The sequence below is a fragment of the Pseudonocardia kujensis genome, from assembly GCF_021283305.1.
Lineage (GTDB): Bacteria > Actinomycetota > Actinomycetes > Mycobacteriales > Pseudonocardiaceae > Pseudonocardia > Pseudonocardia kujensis.
Genome location: NZ_JAJSOK010000036.1, coordinates 30,020 through 49,084 on the forward strand (window position 1 = coordinate 30,020; position 19,065 = coordinate 49,084).

Sequence of the window (19,065 nt, forward strand, 5' to 3'; positions counted from 1 at the left end):
GGTCGGCCTGCCGTCGCGGTGGACCTGGAGCAGCCGGTCGGCGAACAGGGCCTCGATGCCCTCGGTAGTCCCGATGCTCCCGGTGCTCCCGCGCGTGCCGGTGCTCACGAGGCGGTCCGCTCGAGGCCGACGACGGCGGCCGGCAGTGCGGACGCGGGCTGGGGCGCGGCGGCGTCCACCAGGTCCCGGGACACCCCACGCGCGGTCTCGACGACGGCCCGCGTGAGCTCCGCCCGGCGGGCGCGGAACCGGCTGGCGGGCACGCTCACGCTCACGGCCGCGACCACCGAGCCCATCTCGTCCCGCACCGGGGCCGCGACGCAGTGCACCTCCGGGATGGTCTCGCCGAGGTCGACGGCGTAGCCCGTGCCGCGGACCTGCCGCAGCGTCGCGCGCAACGCGGTCGGGTCGGTCACGGTCGTCGCGGTGTGCCTGCGCAACGGGGCGCCGTCGATCATCCGGCTCAGCTCCGCGTGCTCGAGCTGGGCGAGCAGCACCTTGCCCACGGCCGTGCTGTGCGCCTCCAGCCGCGCCCCGACGTTCGCGCCGCGCACCGAGATGTTGTGCGTGCCGAGCAGCTTGTCCACGTAGAGGATCCGACCGCGCTCCAGGACGGCGAGGTGGCAGGTCTCGCCGTGCGTCTCGACGAGCCGGTCGAGGTGCGGGGCCGCGCAGGACCGCACGTCGATCGTGCCGCGCAGCGCCTCGGACAGCTCGACGACCCGCCAGCCGATCCGGTACCGGCCGCGCGCCCGGCACTGCAGCAGGCCGGTCTCGACCAGGCTCGCCATCACCGAGTGCGCCGTCGAACGTGGAATACCGACCGTGGCCGCGACCTCGCGGACGCCCCACTCGGGGCATTCCGCGGTGAACAGATCCAGGATGGGACCGATTTTCTGAATCGTCTGGAGATTCGCCATGTCACTCTCCCTCGAGCGTCCCTGCTCGTGCCCGGCGGCGGTATATAGTCACCGTGGCCGGGATCACCTGGTCCGTGACGGTAGGGATCGGAGTGGATCCGCGACATGGCTGCAGGCGCAGGGGAACCTGGCGCCGGGCGCACGGCGCCCGGCTCCGTCGCGCTCGTGTCGACCAACGGGCTGGACCCGCGCGAGGGCCGCGCGCTGTGGAGCGAGGCGATCAGCTCCCAGTACTGCGAGCTGGACCTGCACGTCCCGCGCCCGAGCCAGCGCTTCGACGGCAGCCTGTTCTCGCGCCCGGTCGGCGGGCTGGACTTCACCTGGATGATGTCCGCGCCGCACACCGTGGTCCGCAGCCCCGCCATGATCGCCTCCGACGGGCGGCAGGACTTCCTGCTGTGCCTGGTCACGCAGGGGTACGCCGAGGTCACCCAGGACGGGCGCACGTGCCGGCTCCGGGACGGTGCCGTGACGGTGCTGGACTGCGACCGGCCCTTCGAGTTCCGGCTCCCGCACGACTTCGAGCAGGTCGTGGTGCGGGTGCCACGCGAGCGGATGCTCGCCAGGCTGCCCGAGTCGACCCTCGCGGGGACCACCGCCTGCGCCGTCCCGGGCCGGTCCGGGATCGGCGGGATGCTCAGCCAGTTCGTGCAGCAGGTGCCCAGGCTCGATCCGGCGAGCGTCCGGCGGTCCTCGCCCGTCCTGGTCGGGTCCACCCTGGACCTGCTCGTGGAGGCACTCACCGCGGGACCCGCGGTGACGGGCACGACCCAGCAGGCCCGCCTCAGGGACCTGCAGCGCGCCAAGGCGGCGTTGCGGGAGGGGCTGCACGACGCCGAACGCTCCATGACCCAGGTCTGCCGCGAGCTGGGGATGTCGCAGCGCCACCTCCAGACGCTGTTCGCCGAGGCCGGCACGACCCCGAGTGCGTGGCTGGTCCGGGAGCGGATCGGTCGGGCCGGGCAGCTCCTGCGCACCACGGACCTCACGGCCGAGGACATCGCCCGTCGTTGCGGGTTCCGCGATTACTCGCATTTCCACCGCACATTCCGACGGCAGGTCGGAATGACACCCGGCGCATTCCGGAAGGCGCCGGAACCGCACGCGTGACAGCACGAATGCCGGCTCCTCGGGGCACGAGGAACCGGCATCCGGTGGCCGTCGGGAAACCGTCAGAATCCCCACGGTTCGTCGCGGCCCGTCAGTTCCAGGGCGCGGAAGCTGCCGGTGTAGAACACCAGGGGCCTGCCGTCCGCGTACCAGAGCCGTTCCACCCGCCCGATGTGCAGCGTGTGGTCGCCCGCCGGGTGCGAGGCCTCCAGCGAGCAGGCCAGGTGGACCAGGGCGCCGTCGAGCAGCGGGACGTCGCCGCGCCAGACGAACCGGACCAGGTCCGGGTCGTCCTGCGGCGCGCCCGCGAAGTGCAGGCCGAGCGGCTCCTGGTCGCAGGCCAGCACCGAGACGCCGTAGCGCCCGGTCTCGAGGATCCGGCCGTTCATCTTCGCCCGGTTGGCGATGGACACCAGCACGAGCGGCGGGTCCAGCGACACCGAGGTGAACGCGTTCGCCGTCATCCCGTGGACCGAGGCCTCGTTCCGGTCCCCGGAGTCGGTCGGCTGAGCCGTGGTGACGATGGTGACGCCGCTCGCGAAGCGCCCCAACGCCTTCCGCATGTCCAGAGGGGACGGTCGAGACGACACCGCCGCCACCGTGCTCACCGCGCCAGCCGCCGGACGACCTCGAGGTCGTCATTGTCGAACATGTCCGGCCGGGTCCAGCCGTCGACGTCGTACTCGGACATGCACTGCTCGGCGAAGCCCTTGAGCGCCAGGTCCTGGCCGCTGGCCTGGTAGGCGAACAGCGTCTGGAACCGGACGGCCTCGTGGTCGCCGCCGTAGTTGCGCTCGTAGAGCTCGTGCCGGCCGCCGAACTCGGTGCCCACCGCGTCCCACAGCAGCTTGAGCAGCTTGACCCGGTCGATCGCCTCGATGCCGTTCGAGCCCCGGACGTACTGGTCCAGGTACGGCCGGACCTCGGGGTTCTTCCAGTCGCTGGCGTGCGAGTTCAGGTAGATCAGCCCACTGCCCAGCGTCTGCTCGATGATCTCCTTGATCCGCGGGTAGCCCACGCCCATGAACGTCCGGTACGCCAGCCCGTAGTTGACGTTGGGCTGCACCGCGCCGCCGACCCACTCCTGCGGGGACTTGGCCATCGCGTCGGACAGGCCCCAGAACAGGTCGCGCCAGTTGAGGATCTCGCCGATCTGCATCTGCACGCCGCGGAAGCTCGACGTGCCGGTCATCTCGACCGCCTTCATCGCGCAGCCGGCGATGAAGTCCAGCTTGACCGCGAGCCGCGCGCAGCCGTGGAAGGTGAAGCGCGGCAGGAAGCCGGAGGCCATGACGAAGTTGTTGGCCGCGTTCGCGTCGTACAGGAAGACGTTCTCCCACGGCACCAGCACCCGGTCCATGATCATGATTGAGTCGTTCTCGTCGAGGCGCGACGAGAGCGGGTTGTCGAACGGGCTGCCGGTCACCGCGGCGTTGTACTCGTAGGACGTGCGGCAGATCAGCTTCAGGCCGGGCGAGTTCATCGGCACGGTGAAGACCACGCCGAACTCCTTCTTGCGCACCGGGAGCCCGTAGTGCGCGATGAAGTTGGCGTTGGTCAGCGCCGACCCCGTCGCGACGACCTTCGCGCCGGAGACGATCAGCCCGGCGTCGGTCTCCTCGACGACGTGGACGCACACGTCCGCGGTCTCGTCGGCCGGCTTGTCGCGGTCGATCGGCGGGTGGACGATCGCGTGGTTGAGGTACGAGACCTGCTCCTGGGTCTGCTTGTACCAGCGCAGCGCGTTGTCCTTGAACGGCCCGTAGTAGTCCGCGTTCGCGCCGAGCGTGCCGAGGAAGGACGCCTTGTAGTCCGGCGTACGCCCCATCCAGCCGTAGGTCATGCGCTGCCAGCCCACGATCGCGTCGCGCGCCCGGACCAGGTCCTCGGACGAGCGGGCGGTCTTGAAGAACGGGTGCGTGACGCCGCCGTTGCCGGTGTCCGTCGGGACGGTCAGCACACCGGCGGCCTCGGGCTCGTGCAGCGCGTCGTACAGCCGCGCGATGGAGCGGGCGGAGTTGCGGAACGCCGGGTGGGTGGTGACGTCCTCGACGCGCTCGCCGCGGAACCAGACCTCACGGCCGTCGCGGAGGGACTCCAGGTACTCGTCGCCCGTCATCGGACGGGTGGTGGGGCGCGCCTCGGTGGTCGTCATCGTCGTCTCCTCCTCGAGTCGATGCGGGTGGTCAGGCCAGGGAGCCGGCGGTCGCGCGGGAGCCCTCGATCGCGTCGGGGATCTCCGCGGCCGGCTCGGCCTCCGGGGTCGGCGTCGAGAACTGCGCCTCGTGCTCCTCCAGCGACAGCGGGCTCGGGGTGCCGTAGGTGAAGTAGGTCTCCAACGGCAGCTTCGCCCCGCCGATCGCGAGCGCGGTGTCGAAGTCCTGCATCAGCCAGGTCTTGGTCTCGGCGTCGGGCTGCAGGTGCAGGTAGCCGGGCTCGCCGAACAGCTCGATCCGGTTGCCGCCGGGCTCGAAGACGTAGAGGAACTGGCCCTGGGTGATGCCGTGCCGGTCCGGGCCGGACTCGATGCGGATGTCGTACTCGCGGAACATCTCCGCGGCGTCCGCGTTGTGCTGCTGGTTCCCGTAGTAGAAGGCGACGTGGTGCAGCTTGCCGCGGCCACCGGTCGCGTCGCGCATGCAGGCGACCTCGTGGCCGAGGATGTTGGCGCTCATCCACGCGCCGATCTCCGTGCCGTCGTCGAGGACCCGCTCGGTGGTCTTGAATCCCAGGTGCCGCTCGAAGGACTCCTTGACCGCGGTCACGTCGGACGACATCAGGTTCAGGTGGTCGATCCGCTTGACCGGGATGCCCTGCAGGGGCTTCTTCGAGGCGCGGGTGAGGATCTTGCTCCGCAGCTCCTCGGGGGCCTGGTAGGTCTCGGCCTCCCAGAGCAGGGCGAGGTCGTGGCCGTCCGGGGACTTGTAGGAGAAGGTCTTGCCGTAGCCGAACTCGTCCTCGCCCCAGGTGCCCTCGACGTCGGCGGACCTCAGCGAGCCGGCCCGGCGCTCCAGCGCGTCGGCGGACGACGTGCGCAGCGCGGCGTGCCCCATCCCGGCGGTCCGGGACTCGGTGACCTTGAGGCTCCAGGGGTACGGGTCCTCGTATCCGCGCAGGTAGACGGACTGCCCCTCCTGGCGGGTCACGTACATGCCGAGGAGCTTCGTGAAGAAGTCCAGCGTCTCCTGCGGCTTCGGGCTGAGCAGCTCGACGCGCGCGAGGTGGCTGATCTCGTGCGGGGGGCTCAGTTCGGTCATCGGTGCTCCTGTGGATCGACGTCCGGTGGTCGTGGAGGTCACCTTCGGCCGTGCCCGACGGCGCCGACCAGCCCTGTCCGGGAAGCCCGGACGACCCCGTGGCCGGCGTCCCGCGGCCGTCCCGGAGATCCGGACGGCGGCGGTCCGGGGGTGCCCGCCTCCCTAGCGTCGCGACCGGGACGACGAGGGAGGACCACGGATGAGTCGGCTCAAGGCCGCGATCGTCGGTTCCGGGAACATCGGGACCGACCTCATGTACAAGCTGCTCCGCGCGGAGCACGTCGAGCCGGTGGCGATGGTCGGCATCGACCCGTCGAGCGAGGGCCTGCGGCGCGCCCGCGCGGCCGGGCTCGAGGCGTCGGCGGAGGGCGTGGACTGGCTGCTCGCGCAGCCGGAGCTGCCGGACCTGGTGTTCGAGGCGACGTCGGCGAGCGTGCACACGGCCGCCGCGCCCCGCTACGCGTCGGCAGGGATCACGGCGATCGACCTGACGCCCGCCTCGGTCGGGCCCTACGTGGTGCCGGCGGTGAACCTGCACGAGCACCTGGGCGCGCCGAACCTGAACATGGTCAGCTGCGCGGGGCAGGCGACCGTCCCGATCCTCGCGGCGATCAACTCCGTGGCGGACGTGGCGTACGGCGAGATCGTCGCGGCCATCGCGTCGAAGAGCGCCGGCCCGGGGACCAGGCAGAACCTGTCGGAGTTCAGCGAGAAGACGGGCCGGGCGCTGGCGCGCGTCGCGGGGGCCGACCGGGCCAAGGCGATCTCGGTGATCAACCCGGCCGAGCCGCCGATGAACATGCGGGACACCGTGTACGCGCGGGTCCGGCGCCCCGACGCCGCCCTCGTCGAGCAGGCCGTGACGGACATGGTCGGACGCGTCCAGGAGTACGTGCCCGGCTACTCGCTGCGGCTGGTCGACGTCGACGGGGACCTGGTCACCGTGATGCTCGAGGTCGTCGGCGCCGGGGACTTCCTGCCCACCTACGCCGGGAACCTCGACATCATCACCGCCGCCGCCGCGCAGGTCGCCGAGGTCCTGGCGACCGAGCAGATCGGAGCCCTCCGATGAAGAAGGTCACCCTGGTCGACACCACGCTGCGGGACGGCATGTCCAGCGTGAAGCACCGGTTCACGGCGCAGAACGTCGCGGACGTCGCGCGCGGGCTGGACCGCGCGGGGGTCAGGACCATCGAGGTCGCCCACGGCATCGGGCTCGGCGCCTCGTCGATCCAGTACGGCGTCGCGGCCGAGACCGACCCGGACTACGTGCGGGCCGCCGTCGGGGCGGCCGAGAACGCGGACGTCGCCGTGCTCTACGTACCGGGGATCGCGACCCTGACCGACCTGGGGCAGGCCGCCGAGGCGGGCGCCCGCACCGTGCGGGTCGCCGTGCACTGCACCGAGGCGGACTGCGCGCAGCAGCCGGTGGAGTGGGCCAAGAGCCGGGGCCTCACCGTCATGACGTTCCTGATGATGAGCCACAAGCTCGAGCCGGCGCCCCTCGCCGAGCAGGCGCGCAAGCTCGCGTCCTACGGCGCGGACGTCATCTACGTCGTCGACTCCGCGGGCGCGATGGTCCCGCAGCAGGCCGGGGCGCGCGTCGCGGCATTGCGGTCCGCCGTCGCGACCGGGATCGGGTTCCACGCCCACAACAACCTCGGGGTCGGGATCGGCAACGCCCTCGTCGCGGCCGAGAACGGCGCGGAGTACATCGACGGCTCGCTGCGCGGGCTCGGCGCGAGCGCGGGCAACGCGCAGACCGAGGTCCTCGCCGCCGCGTTCGAACGCGCGGGCTGGGACACCGGCGTGGACCTCTTCCCGCTGGTCGAGACCGCGGAGAACGTGGTCGCACCGCTGATGACCGAGCCGCAGATCGTCGACGAGACCGCGCTGATCCTCGGTTACGCCGGGGTCTACTCGACCTTCTTCCACCCGACCAAGCGCGCCGCCGCGAAGTTCGGCGTGCCGGCGCGGGACATCCTGCTCGAGCTCGGGCGGCGCGGGGTGATCGGCGGCCAGGAGGACATGATCATCGACGTGGCGCACGAACTGGCCGGGCGCTCGGTCGTGGGGGCCGCACAGTGAGCGCGCCGGCGGCGCAGCGCGTCCGGCACCTCATCGGCGAGGAGTGGGTGGACGCCTCGGACGGGGGCGAGTTCGAGACCCGGGACCCGCACGACGGGTCGTTGCTCGGGACCGTCGCGCGCGGCACCGTCGAGGACGGCCGCGCCGCCGTCTCGGCCGCCCGCACGGCGTTCGACGAGGGGCCGTGGCCTCGTATGACGCCGAAGGAACGGGCGCAGGTCCTGCACGCCGTGGCCGATGCGGTGGACGCCCACCGGGACGAGCTGGCGCTGCTGGAGACCCGGGACGGCGGTAAGACGATCACGCAGTCCCTGCACGCCGAGATTCCGCGAGTGGCCCTCAACCTGCGGTTCTTCGCCGACTACGCCGCGATGGCGGCCAACGAGGCGTACCCGGACGGCGGGCTGTTGTCCTACACGCTGTACCCGCCCGCCGGCGTCGTGTCGGCGATCAGCCCGTGGAACGCGCCGCTGATGCTGGCGACCTGGAAGATCGCGCCCGCGCTCGCGTTCGGCAACACGGTCGTGCTCAAACCGGCACCGCACACACCACTGACCGCAGCCCGTTTCGCGTCGTTGGCGCTGGAGGCGGGGCTCCCCGAGGGCGTGCTGAACGTGGTGCACGGCTTCGGCGGGGACGAGGTCGCGGGTCCGCTGACCTCCGACCCCCGCGTCGACCGGATCACCTTCACCGGATCCAGCGCGACGGGCGCGGCGGTGCTGGCGGCCGCGGCGGCCAACCACACCCCGGTCTCCGCGGAGCTGGGCGGCAAGTCGGCGAACATCGTGTTCGCGGACGCCGACCTCGACGTGGCCGTCCCCCAGTCGATCCGGGCGATCTTCGCGGGGAACGGGCAGGTGTGCCTGGCGGGCTCGCGGCTGCTGGTGCAGAACTCCGTCCGGGACGAGTTCCTCGCCCGGTTCACCGCCGAGGCGGAGCAGCTCGCGGTCGGGGACCCCAAGGAGCACAGCACGTTCCTCGGGCCGCTGATCGAGCAACGGCACCTGGACAAGGTGCACTCCTACGTCGAGCTCGCGCAGACCGAGGGCGCCACGGTGGTGACCGGCGGCGAGCGGCTCGGGGGCGAGCTCGCAGGCGGCTTCCACTACCCGCCGACCGTGCTCACCGGCCTGACCAACGCCTCGCGGACCGCGCGGGAGGAGATCTTCGGCCCGGTCGTCACCGTCCTCGGGTTCGACACCGAGGAGGAGGCCCTCGGCATCGCCAACGACTCGCCGTACGGACTGGCCGGGATGCTGTTCACGCAGAACCTCGACCGGGCGCACCGGATGGCCGCGCGCTGGCGGGCGGGGACGGTGTGGATCAACACCTTCTTCGAGCGCGACCTGCGGCTGCCGTTCGGCGGGGAGGGCATCAGCGGCGTCGGGCGCGAGGGCGGGCGGTACTCGAGGGAGTTCTTCACGGAGCCGCGCGCGGTCATGCTGCGGCTTCGGGATCAGGTTCTGCGATGACGTGTGTGGTGGTGGGCGCCTCCGGCGCCATGGGGACCGCGATCACGGCCCGACTCACCGAGGCCGGGCACCCGGTGGTGGCGGTCGGCCGCGACGGCCGCGCGTTGGCGACGCTCGCGGCCGACCACCCGGGGGTGCGGCCGTGCGTCGCGGACATCGGGGTCAACTCTTCCGTCGACGCGATCCGGGAGGCCCTCGACGGGCCCGTCCGGCTCGCCGTGTTCGCCGCCGGTCTCCCGGTGCGCGGCTCGGCGGACACCATCGACCCGGACGCACTCGGCGCGGCGGTGAACCTCAAGGCGGGCGGGGTGCTGCGGCTGCTGCACGCGGTGCGCGACCGCCTGGAGGCGGGCTCCCGGTTCGTCGCGATCGGCGGCTCGCTGGGGCTGGAGCCCGGGCCCCTCGACGCGGGACCGGGCACCGCGAACGCCGCGCTGTTCAACCTCATGCGGCAGGTCAGCGCCCTCTACGGACCACGCGGGGTCACGACCCACACGATCGCGCCGGGCCCCGTCGACACCCCGCGGCTCGACGCGATCATCGCCACCCAGGCGGCGGAGCAGGGCGTCGACCCGGAGGAGGTGCGGGCGGGGTACCTGGGCAGGACAACGCTGGGCCGGCTCCCGACGCTCGACGAGATCGCCTGGACCGTCGAGACCCTGCTGGCGCCCGAGGCCGCCGCCCTGCACGGCGGCGTGATCGCGGTGGACGGCGGTACCCGGCACGGGGTGCAGTGACATGCCCGTCGCGCACTTCCACCTGGTCCGGGGGACCTTCACCCCGGACCAGGGCCGTGAGCTGCTGGTCCGGGCGAGCGCGGTGTACGCCGAGGTCCTGGACTCGCCGATCGAGCGGATCCGGGTCGTCCTCGTGCCGGTCGAGCCGGACCTGCTCGCCGTCGGCGGTGTCCCCGTCGCCGACGGCGGCGCACCCGCGCCGTACTTCACCGCCGTCGTGCTCGCGGGTCGCCCTGCGCCGCAACGGGCCGAGCTGCTCCGCCGCCTCACTGGGCTGCTCGTGGAGCTCCTCGACGTACCCGCGTCCGCGGTGCGCGGGCACGTCGTCGAGGTCCACCCCGAGAACTGGGGAATCGGGGGGACGCCCGCGAGCGTGGCGCGGGCCGGACGGCTCCCCTCCGCCGACGACGCCCGCGCGTAGCCGATCGGGTCGGGCTCCCGACGTGCTGTCCATCCGCCGGGCCCGACCTTAGGCTCGGCGGCGTGAGCATCGCCGTCCCCACCGCCGAACTGGCCGCGACCGTCGCCCGCTACGACTTCGCGTACCTGGTGACGATCGGCGACGACGGCAGGCCCCACGTCACCGCCGTGTCCCCCGTGGTGACCGACGCCGTCCTCGTCGTCGGCGACCTGGGGCGCAGGACCCGCGGCAACCTGGCCGCACGACCCGTCGTCACGCTGGTCTGGCCGCCGGGCTCCGCGGAGGGGTACTCGCTGATCGTCGACGGCGGAGCGGGGCTGTCCGGCGACTCGCTCGTGGTCACGCCCACGCGGGCGGTCCTGCACCGGCCCGCGCCCGCGCCCGGACCGGGACCCGGTTGCGGCGCCGACTGTGTCGAGATCCCCGCGGTCGCCGAGGGTGGCTGAGGATCACTGGGCTCCGCTGGCGGACGCGTTCGTCGACGGCGCGTACGCCTCGGTCAAGGGCCGGGTGCGGACCTACGTCCTGCACCGCCAGCTGCTCCGCCACCTCCCGTCGCCGCCGGTCGCGGTCCTCGACGTGGGCGGCGGCGCCGCGCACCAGTCGTTGCCGTTGGCCCGGCTCGGCCACGACGTCACGGTGCTGGACTCGTCGCCGGCGATGCTCTCGCGGGCGGAGGAGCGCCTGCGGGGCGAGCCGGAGGAGGTGCGCCGTCGCGTCCGCCTGGTCGAGGGCGCGGGCGAGCAGGCCGACGTCCTCACCGGGGGCCGGCGGTTCGCCGCGGTCCTCTGCCACGGCGTGCTCCTGTACCAGCAGGACCCACGGCCGATGGTGGATGCCGTGTGCCGGTGCACCGGGCCCGGAGGCGTGGTGTCGCTGATGGCGCTGAACGCGAGGACGCTCGCGGTGCGGCCGGCGCTCGAGCGGCGGTGGGCCGACGCCCTGGCCGCCTTCGACGCCGCCACGGAGGTCGGGGTGCTCGGGGCCGAGACCCGCGGCGACACCGTCGAGGGCCTGTCGGCGCTGCTCCGCGACGGCGGGGTCGAGGTCGAGGGTTGGTACGGCGTGTGGCTGTTCAGCGACTGGATGGAGCTCCCCCTCGGGACCACCGACGTGGCGGCGGTGGCCGAGGTCGAGCTCCGGGCCGCGTCCCAGGACCCGTACCGGCAACTCAGCCGCGCGTTCCACCTGGTCGGGCGCCGCGCCGGTGCCTGAACTCCCGGGAGGACACCGGCTCAGGTGAGCTCCGCGCTCGCCGCGTGCAGCTCCCGGAGCGCCGCGGGGGCCAGCTCGCCGAGCTCCAGCTCGTTGTCGGGAGCGGACCAGCGGGCGTAGGCCGTCTTGAAGGCGAGGACGCCGAGCTCGGCGGCGAGGCCGGCGGCGGGGTCGGGCACGCCGCGGGTCCGCAGGGCCTCGGCCATCGCCGCGGCCAGCCCGACCTGCTTGAGCGCGTCGCGCTCCTGGAGCTCCGTGCTGGCGGCGATGGCCGCGCCGAGCCTGGGGGCGAGCTCGCGGTTGAAGGACGTCATGGCCCGCCCGGCCGCCTCCAGGCCGGCCGCCACCGCGGCCAGGGGCGTGGCGTCGGCGGGTGCGGCCGCGATCCCCTCGGTGAGCAGGCGGGACAGCGTGCCCTGCCCGGCCGCCAGGACGTCCCGCTTGTCGGGGAAGTGCCGGAAGAAGGTGCTCTTGGTCAGCCCGGCGCGCTCCGCGATCTGGGCGACGGTGGTGTTGTCGTAGCCCTGCTCGGTGAACAGGTCGAGCGCGGCGAGGACCAGCCGTTCTCGCGCATCCGGTCGCCAGCGGGGCATGCGGCCAGCATAGTGACGCGACCCTTGTCCCGTCGGGCCGACGGGCACCCGCAGCCGGCCCCGTCGCTCACGGGAGCCGGCGCACGGCCGCCTCGACGACGTCGGACGGCGTGCGGTTGAAGGCGATCGCGGCGCCCGGCGCGTGCCGGTGGACCAGGTTGACGACCGTCTCGAACAGGTCCAGCTGCTCCTCGGACTTCCGGATGCCACCGCCGACCACGACGCACTCCCACGGGTGGTCCCGCAGGGCCGCGCCGACGACGGCTTCGACGTCGTCGCTGCCGTCGAGCCCGATCAGGCAGTTCCGGACGCCGATCCCCTGCTCGGCGAACCGTGCCGTCCACTCCGCGATCGCGGTCGCGACCGGCTCCGGGTCCCAGGGGCCGGGGACCCGGTAGGGGTCGAGGCCGATCACCAGGACGCGCGGCGGGGTCCGTGCCGTCATCCTCCGACCATAGGCGGTACCGGGGTCGTTCCGGTGGCGTCCCGGCCCGCCGGCGCAGCCCTTCGGCCTCGAGGTCGACGTCCCGGCCCGACCGTGGAGGCCGCGCTTCCGAGGGTATCGGTATAACTATACCGATCCGTGCTAGGGTCCCGGTATAACTATACCGACACCCGGGACGCGAGGTACTCGTGATCGAACTGAAGACGCCCGCGGAGATCCAGCGCATGCACGTGGCCGGGCGCTTCGTCGCCGAGGTGCTCTCCGAGGTCGGCCGGCTCGCCGACGTGGGCGTCAACCTCCTGGACCTGGAGCACCACGCGCGCCGGATGATCGAGCGGCGCGGGGCGGACTCGTGCTACTGGGACTACGCGCCCTCCTTCGGGCGCGGGCCCTTCCGCAACGTCATCTGCCTCGCGGTCAACGACGCCGTCCTGCACGGCCTGCCGCACGACTACACGCTGCGCGACGGGGACGTGCTCACCGCGGACCTGGCGGTCGGCATCGGCGGCTGGGTGGCCGACTCCGCGCGCACGGTCGTCGTCGGCACCCCGGCCGAGGAGGACCTGCGGCTCGTCCGCGCCACCGAGGAGGCGCTGGAGGCGGCGATCGCGGTGGCGCGTCCGGGCAACCGGCTGGGCGACATCTCGGCCGCCATCTCGGCGGTGGCCGCTCACCACGGCTACCCGGTCAACGACGAGTTCGGTGGTCACGGCATCGGCCGCACCATGCACGAGGACCCGCACGTCTCCAACAAGGGCCGGGCGGGGCGCGGCCTGCCGCTCCGGCCGGGCCTGACCCTCGCGATCGAACCCTGGTTCGCGCGCACGACCGACCGGATCGTCTACGACCCCGACGGCTGGACCATCCGGTCCGCCGACGGCTCCCGCACCGCCCACTCCGAGCACACGGTCGCCGTCACCGAGGACGTGCCCCTGGTGCTCACCCGCCGCGAAACGGAGGAGCCCGCGACCCGGGGCGCCGCGTAACCGGTCCCGTCAGTCCGGCGTGGGCGGGTCCGGGAACATCCGCGTCGCGGTGTCGGCGTCGCCCTCCGGGACCCGGCGCAGGCCGACCATCCGGTCGACGACCATGTTCTGGAAGCGGTGCAGGGGCTCCTCGAACCGGAAGCACATCCGGCCGCCGCGGTAGGCGGGGTTCTGCAAGCCCTCCTGGACGCGCGCGACGATCTCCAGGTCCTGGCGGTTGACGTGGTCCCAGAACTTCTCGAGCCGGTCCAGGTCGTCCTCCCGGTCCGGGTGGGCCACGGAGTCGGGATGGCAGAGCAGGACCGCGGTCTCGACGGTCCGGGCCGGACCGACCGGCCGGTTGAACAGCACGAAGGCGTGGTTGGGCAGCACCGCCAGCGCGGTCGTCGGGAACAGCCAGACGAAGCGGCCGCTCTCGGCGTCGGACCCTGTGAGGGAGCCGGCCGGGTGCAGTCCCTCCCAGCCGCCGGCGTCGGTGTTCCGGGAGACGGGGGTGGTGCACATGCCCGTGTACATGCCGGGACCCTGCCAGCGGTAGTGGTCGGAGAACCGGGAGACCTTGCTGAGCTCGGGGTGCACCCAGGGCAGGTGGTAGTACTCCATGAAGTTCTCGCCGACCAGCTTGTAGTTGGCGGCGACCTCGTAGGTGCGGCGGCGTTGCGGGAGCCACCGGTCGAGCTCGTACGCGGCGAACCGCTGCGGCAGGTCGCCGAGCTGCTCGGCGAGGGGCGCAGGCGCGGGCTCGAGGCAGACGAACACCAGGAAACCCCAGCTGTCGACGGCGACGGGGAGCAGGCCGTAGTCCTTCCGGTCGAAGTCCTGCGCCGGAGCGGTGTCGAAGACCGGCTCCTCGCCCACGGGGATGTCGGAGCCCTCGAAGAGGGGCGTGCCCAGGCACGTGCCGTCGAGGTCGTAGGCCCACGCGTGGTACGGACACCGGATCCGGTCGCCCCGCCCGACGTGCTCGGCACCGGCGGGCAGGAGCGCGGTCGCCCGGTGCCGGCAGACGTTGTGGAAGGCGCGCAGCTCGCCCGCCCGGTTGCGGGTGACGATGACCGAGCGCCCGGCGACCTCGGCGACCAGGCAGGCGCCGGGCCGGTCGAGCTCGGCGGTGCACCCGACGGCGACCCAGCTGGTGGCAAGGACCTTCTCCCGTTCGAGGGCGAAGAACTCCGGGCTGGTGTAGGCGTCGGGGAGCAGCGTCGAGGCCGACCCGACCGGCAGCCGGGTGGGGGCGTAGAGCCGTTCGTCGGTGAACGACGCCGGGTCGACCGGGCGGGCCGGCAGTGCCGCGTAGGGAGGCCCGTAGGGACTCGCGGGCGTCGTCCCGGTGCTCGTCCCGGTGCTCGTCCCGGTGTTCATCGTGGTCGGCCCCTCCGGGGGTGTGGTGGAAGTCGACGCTCAGACGTGGAAGGAGCGCACGAACGTCGGGTCGGTCAGGGCCGGGCGGGTGAGGGAGAAGGCCTCGATCGGATGGGCGGGGGGCCGGTCGAGGGCGAGGTCGGCGAGCAGCTCGCCGAGGAGCGCGGCGAACTTGTAGGCGTGCCCGGCGCCGACGGCGACGGTGACCTGCGGATGGTCCGGAACCGTGTCGAGCACGAAGTTCTGGTCCGGAGGCACCGTGTAGAGGCAGGTCTTGGTGTACAGCTCGGGGCCGCCGAAGCGCGGCAGGTGCTGCTCGACGAACCGCGCGTACCGCTTCCGGCGCACGGGATCGGGCTCGAAGGTGCGCTCGTCCGCGGAGGTCTCGTGCCCGCCCATGTGCTGGCCCAGCTTGGTGGCCACCTCGCCGTAGACCGGGAACCCGTAGAAGTTGTGCTCGCCGTGCCACATGAACACCGGGAACCGGGCGGGCGAGAACTCCGCGAGGTGCGGGGTCGCGTAGTAGGTGACCTGCTCCTGCGTCACCGTCAGGGGCAGCCGGAGGCCGCAGTCCCGCAGCACCTGGTTGGTCTAGGCGTCGGCGGCGACCACGACGCGGTCGGCGCGGTAGGTCCGGTCGTCGGTCTCCACCAGCACGCCCTCCCCGTCGGGCCGCACCGCCCGGACGGCGGTGTGCTCGTGGACCTGCGCGCCGTGGGCCCGGGCGAGCGCGACGTGCACCGCGTTGGCCCGGGCGGCGTCGACGAGGCCGGACTCGGACTGGTAGAGCGCCTGCTCGCCGCCGTCGAGCCGGAACTGCGGCCAGCGGGCCTGCAGCGCGTCGGCGTCGAGGAGCTCGTGGTCGACGGCGAACTCGTCGAACACCGCGGTGTAGCCCTCGATGTTGCGGGTCCCGGAGTCGACGTCCCGCCGCGCGGCGCGGTCCTCGATGACGAGCCCACCGGTGCGGGTCACGAGCGTCTGCCGCGACTCCGCCTCCACCTCGGCCCACGCGGCGTAGGCCGGCCGGGCCAGGGCGGCGTACTCGCGCTGGTGCTGCGCGAGCCGGATGATCCGGGAGTGGTCCTGCGAGGCACCACGTCGTGCCCGAGCGCGAACTGCTCCAGGCCGACCACCCCGCTCCCCAGCCGGCGGGCCAGCCGGTAGAGCGCGGCCGAGCCGAGGCCCCCGCACCCGACGACGATCACCTGACAACGGTCCACGCACGCCCCCGATGCCTCTCGAGGACAGACCGGTCCGCACATCCCGCGCCGGTCTGTCGCCGGAGGAGTGTCACCGCCGGTGAATGTTCACGTCCATCGGAACTTCGTGCAGCTGACCTTGTACGCTTCGTACATGATCGACCGGCGGCTGAAGGTCCTGCAGGCCATCGCGCGCCACGGCACCGTCACCGCCGCGGCCGAGGTGTGCCGGTTGACGCCTTCCGCGGTCTCGCACCAGATGCAGGCCCTCGCGCGCGAGCTCGACGTCCCCCTCCTCGAGCCCGTGGGCCGCACCGTCCGGCTCACCCCCGCGGCCCACACCCTGCTGGAGCACGCCGCCACGCTCACTGCCGCCTGGGAGCGGGCGCAGGCCGATCTCGCCGCCCACCGCACCGGCGATCTCACCGGGTCGCTCCGCCTCTGCGCCTTCTCCACCGCCGCCGCGGTCGTCGCCCCGCGGGCGCTCGTCCGCCTCCGCGGGCACCACCCCGCCCTGGGGGTGCGGCTGTGCGAGCACGAACCCGCTCGCGCCTTCGACCTCCTCGCCGGCGGCGACGTCGACATCGCGATCGTCGTCGCGACCCCCGACATCCCGCCGCGCGCGGACCCCGCCTTCGAACAGCAGCCGCTCTACACCGAGCCGCTCGACGTCCTGGTGGGCCCCGAACACCCGCTGGCCCACCGGGACGCCGTCGCCCTGCACGAGGTCGCCGCGGACCCCTGGATCGTGGGGGCGCCGGGCGGCGCCTACCACCAGCTGGTCGTGCTGGCCTGTACCAGTGCGGGCTTCCAGCCGGGCGTCGCCCACCACGCCGACGAGTGGGACACCGGTGCCGCGCTGGTCGCCGGCGGCTTCGGCGTGGCCCTCGTCCCCCGCCTCGCCGACCTGCCCGGCCGCCACGACACCCGCCGCATCCCGGTCGACGGCCCGCCCCTGCCCACCCGGCACGTCCTCACCGCGGTCCGCGCGGGATCGGCGGGACGCCCTGCCGTCTCCGCAGGTCTCGACGCCCTCCGGCAGGTCTGCGCCACCGAGCTGCCCGAGCTCACCCGGCCCCGCCGAGCCCGGCCGCCGTGAACGAACGACGGCCGGCCGGGCGGGCGGGCGGGGGTCCCGAGGGGACGGCACCACCCGGACGCCGTGGGATCAGGACCGCGTCCGTGCGGCACCGCGTGCGACGGCGAGATGGTCTCGTGAGCCCGTAGCGGTGCCCCGTCGTCGATGTCGAACTCGTGGAGGCTCGACCCGGATCCGGGCCGGCGTCGCCCTCGGCGGGCCGGGCGCGGGGATCCGGTCCGGGCTACCCCGGCCCGCGCTACCCCTCGACGTCGGCCTGGACCGAGAGCCAGCTCTCGCAGAGCGGCTCGAGGACCTCGGCGACGAGCGCGCGGTGGCGGGGGTGGTCGAGATAGCGGGCGAAGGTGTCCGCGTCGGCGAACGTGGTCGACAGCGTCGCATCGGCGACCCGGAGGTTCTCGGGGTCGCGGAGCCCGAGATCGGTGTCGACCCGGGCCGGGCCCGCCGCGAGCGGGGCGTCGGCCGCGAACTCCTGCAGGGCGGCGACGAACTTCTCCTTGTCGCCCTCCCCCAGGGGACGACGGAGGCGGAACAGGACGGTGTGGGACAGCATGATCGGTTCTCCCGTGGGTCGTGGGGTCGTTCAGGTGAGGTCGGACTCGATCTCGGCGAGGCGGCGGAGACCGGAGCGGGCCGCGGCGCGGACGTGGGCGGCGCAGAGCTTCGCGGCCTGCGCCGCCTTGCCCGCCTCGATCGCCTCGACGACCAGGCGCAGCTCCTCCACGGCCTGTCTCGCGCGACCCGGCTCGGACAGCGACGTCGCGCGCATCGCCCGCACCCGGCCCTGGGCGCTGGCCAGCAGCTGCTGGATCGGTGCGCTGTCGGCCCCGTCGAGCAGCACCCGGTAGAGCTCGTCCTTGGCCACCAGGGCCGGGAGGGCGCCGTCCTCGGACGCGCGGGCGTACTCGTCGAAGGCGGCGCGCAGGGCCGCCCGCTGGGCCTCCGTGGCCCGCTCGACGAACCGGCGCACGGCCAGGGCCTCGAGGCTGGCCCGGATCTCGTAGAGGTCGGCCGCGTCCTCCGCGGTGGGCACGGTGACGACCGCGCCCTTCTGCGGGACGATCGTGACCAGCCCCTCGGCCGAGAGCTGGCCCAGCACCTCGCGCACGGTCGACCGCGACACGCCGAGGTGCTCGATCAGCTCCCGCTCCACCAGGCGCTGGCCCGGCTTGAGCTCGAAGTCCATGATCGCCTGGCGCACGATGCCGAGCACCTGGTCGCGCAGCGGTGCTGCGACCCGCCCCACCTGCGCGTTCTTCCATGCGGACGACTGCTCCGCGGCCTGCACGGCTCTGCTCATCCCTGTCCTCCCCCGCAGAACGTGACGGTCAGCCGCCGACGACGGCCGCGTAGTCCGCGTCGACGACGGCCTCGGCCCACGCGGTGGCGCCGAGGGAGACCGCGCGATGGAGGAGATAGCTGTCCAGCGCCGCGCCGTGCCAGTGTCGCTCCCCCGGCGGCACCCAGACGACGTCCCCCGGCTCGATCCGAGCCGGTTCGGCGCCGTCGGGACACACGAACCCACTGCCGGACAGCACGATCAGCAGCTGGCCGTGCTCGTGATGGTGCCAGAACGTGCGCGCCCGCGGGGAGAAGAACACGTCGTTGATCGTGGTGCCGTCCGTGGTCGGGACGACCGGGTCGGCCCAGACGGCGCCGGTGAAGGTGTCGGTCCTGGCCGTCGAGGCGGAACCCTCGAGCCGGCGTCGTGCGACATACATCAGTTCTCCTTCGCGGGCCACGGCTCGGCGACGCGCACGCCGCCCGAGACGTCGCCGATCGCGTCGACGACCCGGTTGCTGATCTCCTGGGCGTAGCCGGTGTTGTTGGCCAGCCCGAAGCTCGCGAGCGGACCGGCCGCGTTGAGCGAGGCCACCCCGAGCTGCTGCACGAGATCGACGTAGAGCGTGACGTCCTTGGTCATCAGGGCGCTGGTCAGGCCGCCCTCGAGGTAGTCCCCGTGCACGATCTTCGGGAAGCGGTTGAGGGTGGCGAAGTTGACGCCGCTGGAGGTGTTGAGGACCTCCAGCAGCACGTCGAGGTCCAGCCCGGCCTTCTTCCCCGCGACCATGACCTCCGCGGTGGACGCGAGCGCGACCGCGTTGAGGAAGTTGTTGAGCAGCTTGGCGGTGTGGCCCGTACCGGGTCCGCCCATGTC

At 73.1% G+C, this 19,065-nt stretch carries 21 protein-coding genes and 1 pseudogene; 10 read left to right on the forward strand and 12 right to left on the reverse strand.

The features are described 5' to 3' along the window. Window positions 1-104: 104 nt before the first annotated feature. Complete coding sequence (locus LWC35_RS23100) at window positions 105-920, reverse strand: IclR family transcriptional regulator (RefSeq protein ID WP_232872340.1); 816 nt, start codon at window positions 918-920, stop codon at window positions 105-107. Between the two features lie 105 nt (window positions 921-1,025). Here LWC35_RS23100 and LWC35_RS23105 point away from each other — a divergent pair, with 105 nt between their 5' ends. Further along, the gene (locus LWC35_RS23105; RefSeq protein ID WP_232872341.1) at window positions 1,026-2,030 is read left to right on the forward strand and encodes an AraC family transcriptional regulator; all 1,005 of its coding nucleotides are present in this window, start codon (window positions 1,026-1,028) and stop codon (window positions 2,028-2,030) included. A gap of 62 nt (window positions 2,031-2,092) precedes the next feature. Here LWC35_RS23105 and LWC35_RS23110 read toward each other — a convergent pair whose 3' ends face one another. From LWC35_RS23110 to LWC35_RS23120, 3 genes are read right to left on the reverse strand one after another with little or no spacing between them, the layout of a single operon-like run. After that, complete coding sequence (locus LWC35_RS23110; RefSeq protein ID WP_232872342.1) at window positions 2,093-2,593, reverse strand: flavin reductase family protein; 501 nt, start codon at window positions 2,591-2,593, stop codon at window positions 2,093-2,095. Between the two features lie 41 nt (window positions 2,594-2,634). Beyond that, window positions 2,635-4,185, reverse strand: a complete 1,551-nt coding sequence (locus tag LWC35_RS23115) for a 4-hydroxyphenylacetate 3-hydroxylase family protein (protein WP_232872343.1) — start codon at window positions 4,183-4,185, stop codon at window positions 2,635-2,637. Between the two features lie 31 nt (window positions 4,186-4,216). Further along, window positions 4,217-5,287, reverse strand: coding sequence for a VOC family protein (locus LWC35_RS23120; RefSeq protein WP_232872344.1), 1,071 nt, complete (start codon window positions 5,285-5,287; stop codon window positions 4,217-4,219). A 199-nt stretch (window positions 5,288-5,486) separates the two neighbouring features. Between LWC35_RS23120 and LWC35_RS23125 the strand changes: the two genes are divergently transcribed. The 7 genes from LWC35_RS23125 (at window position 5,487) to LWC35_RS23155 (ending at window position 11,220) form a co-directional block, all read left to right on the forward strand. Next, entirely contained in the window at window positions 5,487-6,359 is an 873-nt protein-coding gene (locus tag LWC35_RS23125) for an acetaldehyde dehydrogenase (acetylating) (RefSeq protein ID WP_232872345.1), read from the forward strand. After that, window positions 6,356-7,375 carry a 4-hydroxy-2-oxovalerate aldolase gene (gene dmpG / locus LWC35_RS23130; protein WP_232872346.1) on the forward strand — a complete coding sequence of 340 codons (1,020 nt, stop codon included), beginning with the start codon at window positions 6,356-6,358 and terminating at the stop codon, window positions 7,373-7,375. The genes LWC35_RS23125 and dmpG overlap by 4 nt, the downstream gene beginning before the upstream one ends. After that, the gene (locus LWC35_RS23135; protein ID WP_232872347.1) at window positions 7,372-8,847 is read left to right on the forward strand and encodes an aldehyde dehydrogenase; all 1,476 of its coding nucleotides are present in this window, start codon (window positions 7,372-7,374) and stop codon (window positions 8,845-8,847) included. Before dmpG ends, LWC35_RS23135 begins: the two co-directional genes overlap by 4 nt. Next, window positions 8,844-9,584 carry an SDR family NAD(P)-dependent oxidoreductase gene (locus LWC35_RS23140; protein ID WP_232872348.1) on the forward strand — a complete coding sequence of 247 codons (741 nt, stop codon included), beginning with the start codon at window positions 8,844-8,846 and terminating at the stop codon, window positions 9,582-9,584. Before LWC35_RS23135 ends, LWC35_RS23140 begins: the two co-directional genes overlap by 4 nt. Window position 9,585: 1 nt before the next feature. Next, complete coding sequence (locus tag LWC35_RS23145) at window positions 9,586-10,005, forward strand: tautomerase family protein (protein ID WP_232872349.1); 420 nt, start codon at window positions 9,586-9,588, stop codon at window positions 10,003-10,005. A gap of 62 nt (window positions 10,006-10,067) precedes the next feature. Further along, window positions 10,068-10,451, forward strand: a complete 384-nt coding sequence (locus tag LWC35_RS23150; RefSeq protein ID WP_232872350.1) for a pyridoxamine 5'-phosphate oxidase family protein — start codon at window positions 10,068-10,070, stop codon at window positions 10,449-10,451. After that, window positions 10,444-11,220, forward strand: a complete 777-nt coding sequence (locus tag LWC35_RS23155) for a methyltransferase (RefSeq protein WP_232872351.1) — start codon at window positions 10,444-10,446, stop codon at window positions 11,218-11,220. Before LWC35_RS23150 ends, LWC35_RS23155 begins: the two co-directional genes overlap by 8 nt. A 20-nt stretch (window positions 11,221-11,240) precedes the next feature. Here LWC35_RS23155 and LWC35_RS23160 read toward each other — a convergent pair whose 3' ends face one another. Together LWC35_RS23160 and LWC35_RS23165 are read right to left on the reverse strand one after the other, a co-directional pair. Continuing rightward, window positions 11,241-11,813, reverse strand: coding sequence for a TetR/AcrR family transcriptional regulator (locus LWC35_RS23160; RefSeq protein ID WP_232872352.1), 573 nt, complete (start codon window positions 11,811-11,813; stop codon window positions 11,241-11,243). A 67-nt stretch (window positions 11,814-11,880) separates the two neighbouring features. After that, on the reverse strand, window positions 11,881-12,258 hold the full coding sequence (locus LWC35_RS23165) for a hypothetical protein (protein WP_232872353.1): 378 nt from the start codon (window positions 12,256-12,258) through the stop codon (window positions 11,881-11,883). A 188-nt stretch (window positions 12,259-12,446) separates the two neighbouring features. Here LWC35_RS23165 and map point away from each other — a divergent pair, with 188 nt between their 5' ends. Further along, on the forward strand, window positions 12,447-13,244 hold the full coding sequence (gene map / locus LWC35_RS23170) for a type I methionyl aminopeptidase (protein WP_232872354.1): 798 nt from the start codon (window positions 12,447-12,449) through the stop codon (window positions 13,242-13,244). Between the two features lie 9 nt (window positions 13,245-13,253). Here the strand turns inward: map and LWC35_RS23175 are convergent, their stop codons facing one another. Together LWC35_RS23175 and solA are read right to left on the reverse strand one after the other, a co-directional pair. After that, entirely contained in the window at window positions 13,254-14,606 is a 1,353-nt protein-coding gene (locus tag LWC35_RS23175) for an aromatic ring-hydroxylating oxygenase subunit alpha (RefSeq protein WP_232872355.1), read from the reverse strand. 39 nt (window positions 14,607-14,645) lie between these two features. Further along, window positions 14,646-15,869: pseudogene (gene solA / locus LWC35_RS23180) on the reverse strand (N-methyl-L-tryptophan oxidase). Between the two features lie 93 nt (window positions 15,870-15,962). Between solA and LWC35_RS23185 the strand changes: the two are divergent. After that, window positions 15,963-16,907, forward strand: coding sequence for a LysR family transcriptional regulator (locus LWC35_RS23185; RefSeq protein ID WP_232872356.1), 945 nt, complete (start codon window positions 15,963-15,965; stop codon window positions 16,905-16,907). A 238-nt stretch (window positions 16,908-17,145) separates the two neighbouring features. Here the strand turns inward: LWC35_RS23185 and LWC35_RS23190 are convergent, their stop codons facing one another. The 4 genes from LWC35_RS23190 to LWC35_RS39485 are packed head-to-tail and all read right to left on the reverse strand — an operon-like array spanning window position 17,146 to window position 19,062. Beyond that, window positions 17,146-17,460 carry a Dabb family protein gene (locus tag LWC35_RS23190; protein ID WP_232872357.1) on the reverse strand — a complete coding sequence of 105 codons (315 nt, stop codon included), beginning with the start codon at window positions 17,458-17,460 and terminating at the stop codon, window positions 17,146-17,148. A 30-nt stretch (window positions 17,461-17,490) separates the two neighbouring features. After that, window positions 17,491-18,207 (reverse strand): GntR family transcriptional regulator, encoded by a 717-nt coding sequence (locus tag LWC35_RS23195; RefSeq protein WP_232872358.1) that lies wholly within the window; start codon window positions 18,205-18,207, stop codon window positions 17,491-17,493. A gap of 28 nt (window positions 18,208-18,235) precedes the next feature. Next, entirely contained in the window at window positions 18,236-18,628 is a 393-nt protein-coding gene (locus LWC35_RS23200) for a cupin domain-containing protein (protein WP_232872359.1), read from the reverse strand. After that, window positions 18,628-19,062: an NAD-binding protein gene (locus tag LWC35_RS39485; RefSeq protein ID WP_269804655.1), complete on the reverse strand. Its 435-nt coding sequence runs from the start codon at window positions 19,060-19,062 to the stop codon at window positions 18,628-18,630. The genes LWC35_RS23200 and LWC35_RS39485 overlap by 1 nt, the downstream gene beginning before the upstream one ends. Between the last annotated feature and the right edge of the window lie 3 nt (window positions 19,063-19,065).

What these genes read in the sequence shown, in the direction of transcription:
- LWC35_RS23160 (WP_232872352.1), bottom strand. Translation starts at nt 11,813, where the DNA reads ATGCCCCGCTGGCGACCGGATGCGCGAGAACGGCTGGTCCTCGCCGCG.
- LWC35_RS23195 (WP_232872358.1), bottom strand. Translation starts at nt 18,207, where the DNA reads ATGAGCAGAGCCGTGCAGGCCGCGGAGCAGTCGTCCGCATGGAAGAAC.
- LWC35_RS23200 (WP_232872359.1), bottom strand. Translation starts at nt 18,628, where the DNA reads ATGTATGTCGCACGACGCCGGCTCGAGGGTTCCGCCTCGACGGCCAGG.
- dmpG (WP_232872346.1), top strand. Translation starts at nt 6,356, where the DNA reads ATGAAGAAGGTCACCCTGGTCGACACCACGCTGCGGGACGGCATGTCC.
- LWC35_RS23185 (WP_232872356.1), top strand. Translation starts at nt 15,963, where the DNA reads ATGATCGACCGGCGGCTGAAGGTCCTGCAGGCCATCGCGCGCCACGGC.
- LWC35_RS39485 (WP_269804655.1), bottom strand. Translation starts at nt 19,062, where the DNA reads ATGGGCGGACCCGGTACGGGCCACACCGCCAAGCTGCTCAACAACTTC.
- LWC35_RS23145 (WP_232872349.1), top strand. Translation starts at nt 9,586, where the DNA reads ATGCCCGTCGCGCACTTCCACCTGGTCCGGGGGACCTTCACCCCGGAC.
- LWC35_RS23165 (WP_232872353.1), bottom strand. Translation starts at nt 12,258, where the DNA reads ATGACGGCACGGACCCCGCCGCGCGTCCTGGTGATCGGCCTCGACCCC.
- LWC35_RS23120 (WP_232872344.1), bottom strand. Translation starts at nt 5,287, where the DNA reads ATGACCGAACTGAGCCCCCCGCACGAGATCAGCCACCTCGCGCGCGTC.
- LWC35_RS23140 (WP_232872348.1), top strand. Translation starts at nt 8,844, where the DNA reads ATGACGTGTGTGGTGGTGGGCGCCTCCGGCGCCATGGGGACCGCGATC.
- LWC35_RS23110 (WP_232872342.1), bottom strand. Translation starts at nt 2,593, where the DNA reads ATGCGGAAGGCGTTGGGGCGCTTCGCGAGCGGCGTCACCATCGTCACC.
- LWC35_RS23100 (WP_232872340.1), bottom strand. Translation starts at nt 920, where the DNA reads ATGGCGAATCTCCAGACGATTCAGAAAATCGGTCCCATCCTGGATCTG.
- LWC35_RS23105 (WP_232872341.1), top strand. Translation starts at nt 1,026, where the DNA reads ATGGCTGCAGGCGCAGGGGAACCTGGCGCCGGGCGCACGGCGCCCGGC.
- LWC35_RS23125 (WP_232872345.1), top strand. Translation starts at nt 5,487, where the DNA reads ATGAGTCGGCTCAAGGCCGCGATCGTCGGTTCCGGGAACATCGGGACC.
- LWC35_RS23190 (WP_232872357.1), bottom strand. Translation starts at nt 17,460, where the DNA reads ATGCTGTCCCACACCGTCCTGTTCCGCCTCCGTCGTCCCCTGGGGGAG.
- LWC35_RS23115 (WP_232872343.1), bottom strand. Translation starts at nt 4,185, where the DNA reads ATGACGACCACCGAGGCGCGCCCCACCACCCGTCCGATGACGGGCGAC.
- LWC35_RS23175 (WP_232872355.1), bottom strand. Translation starts at nt 14,606, where the DNA reads ATGAACACCGGGACGAGCACCGGGACGAGCACCGGGACGACGCCCGCG.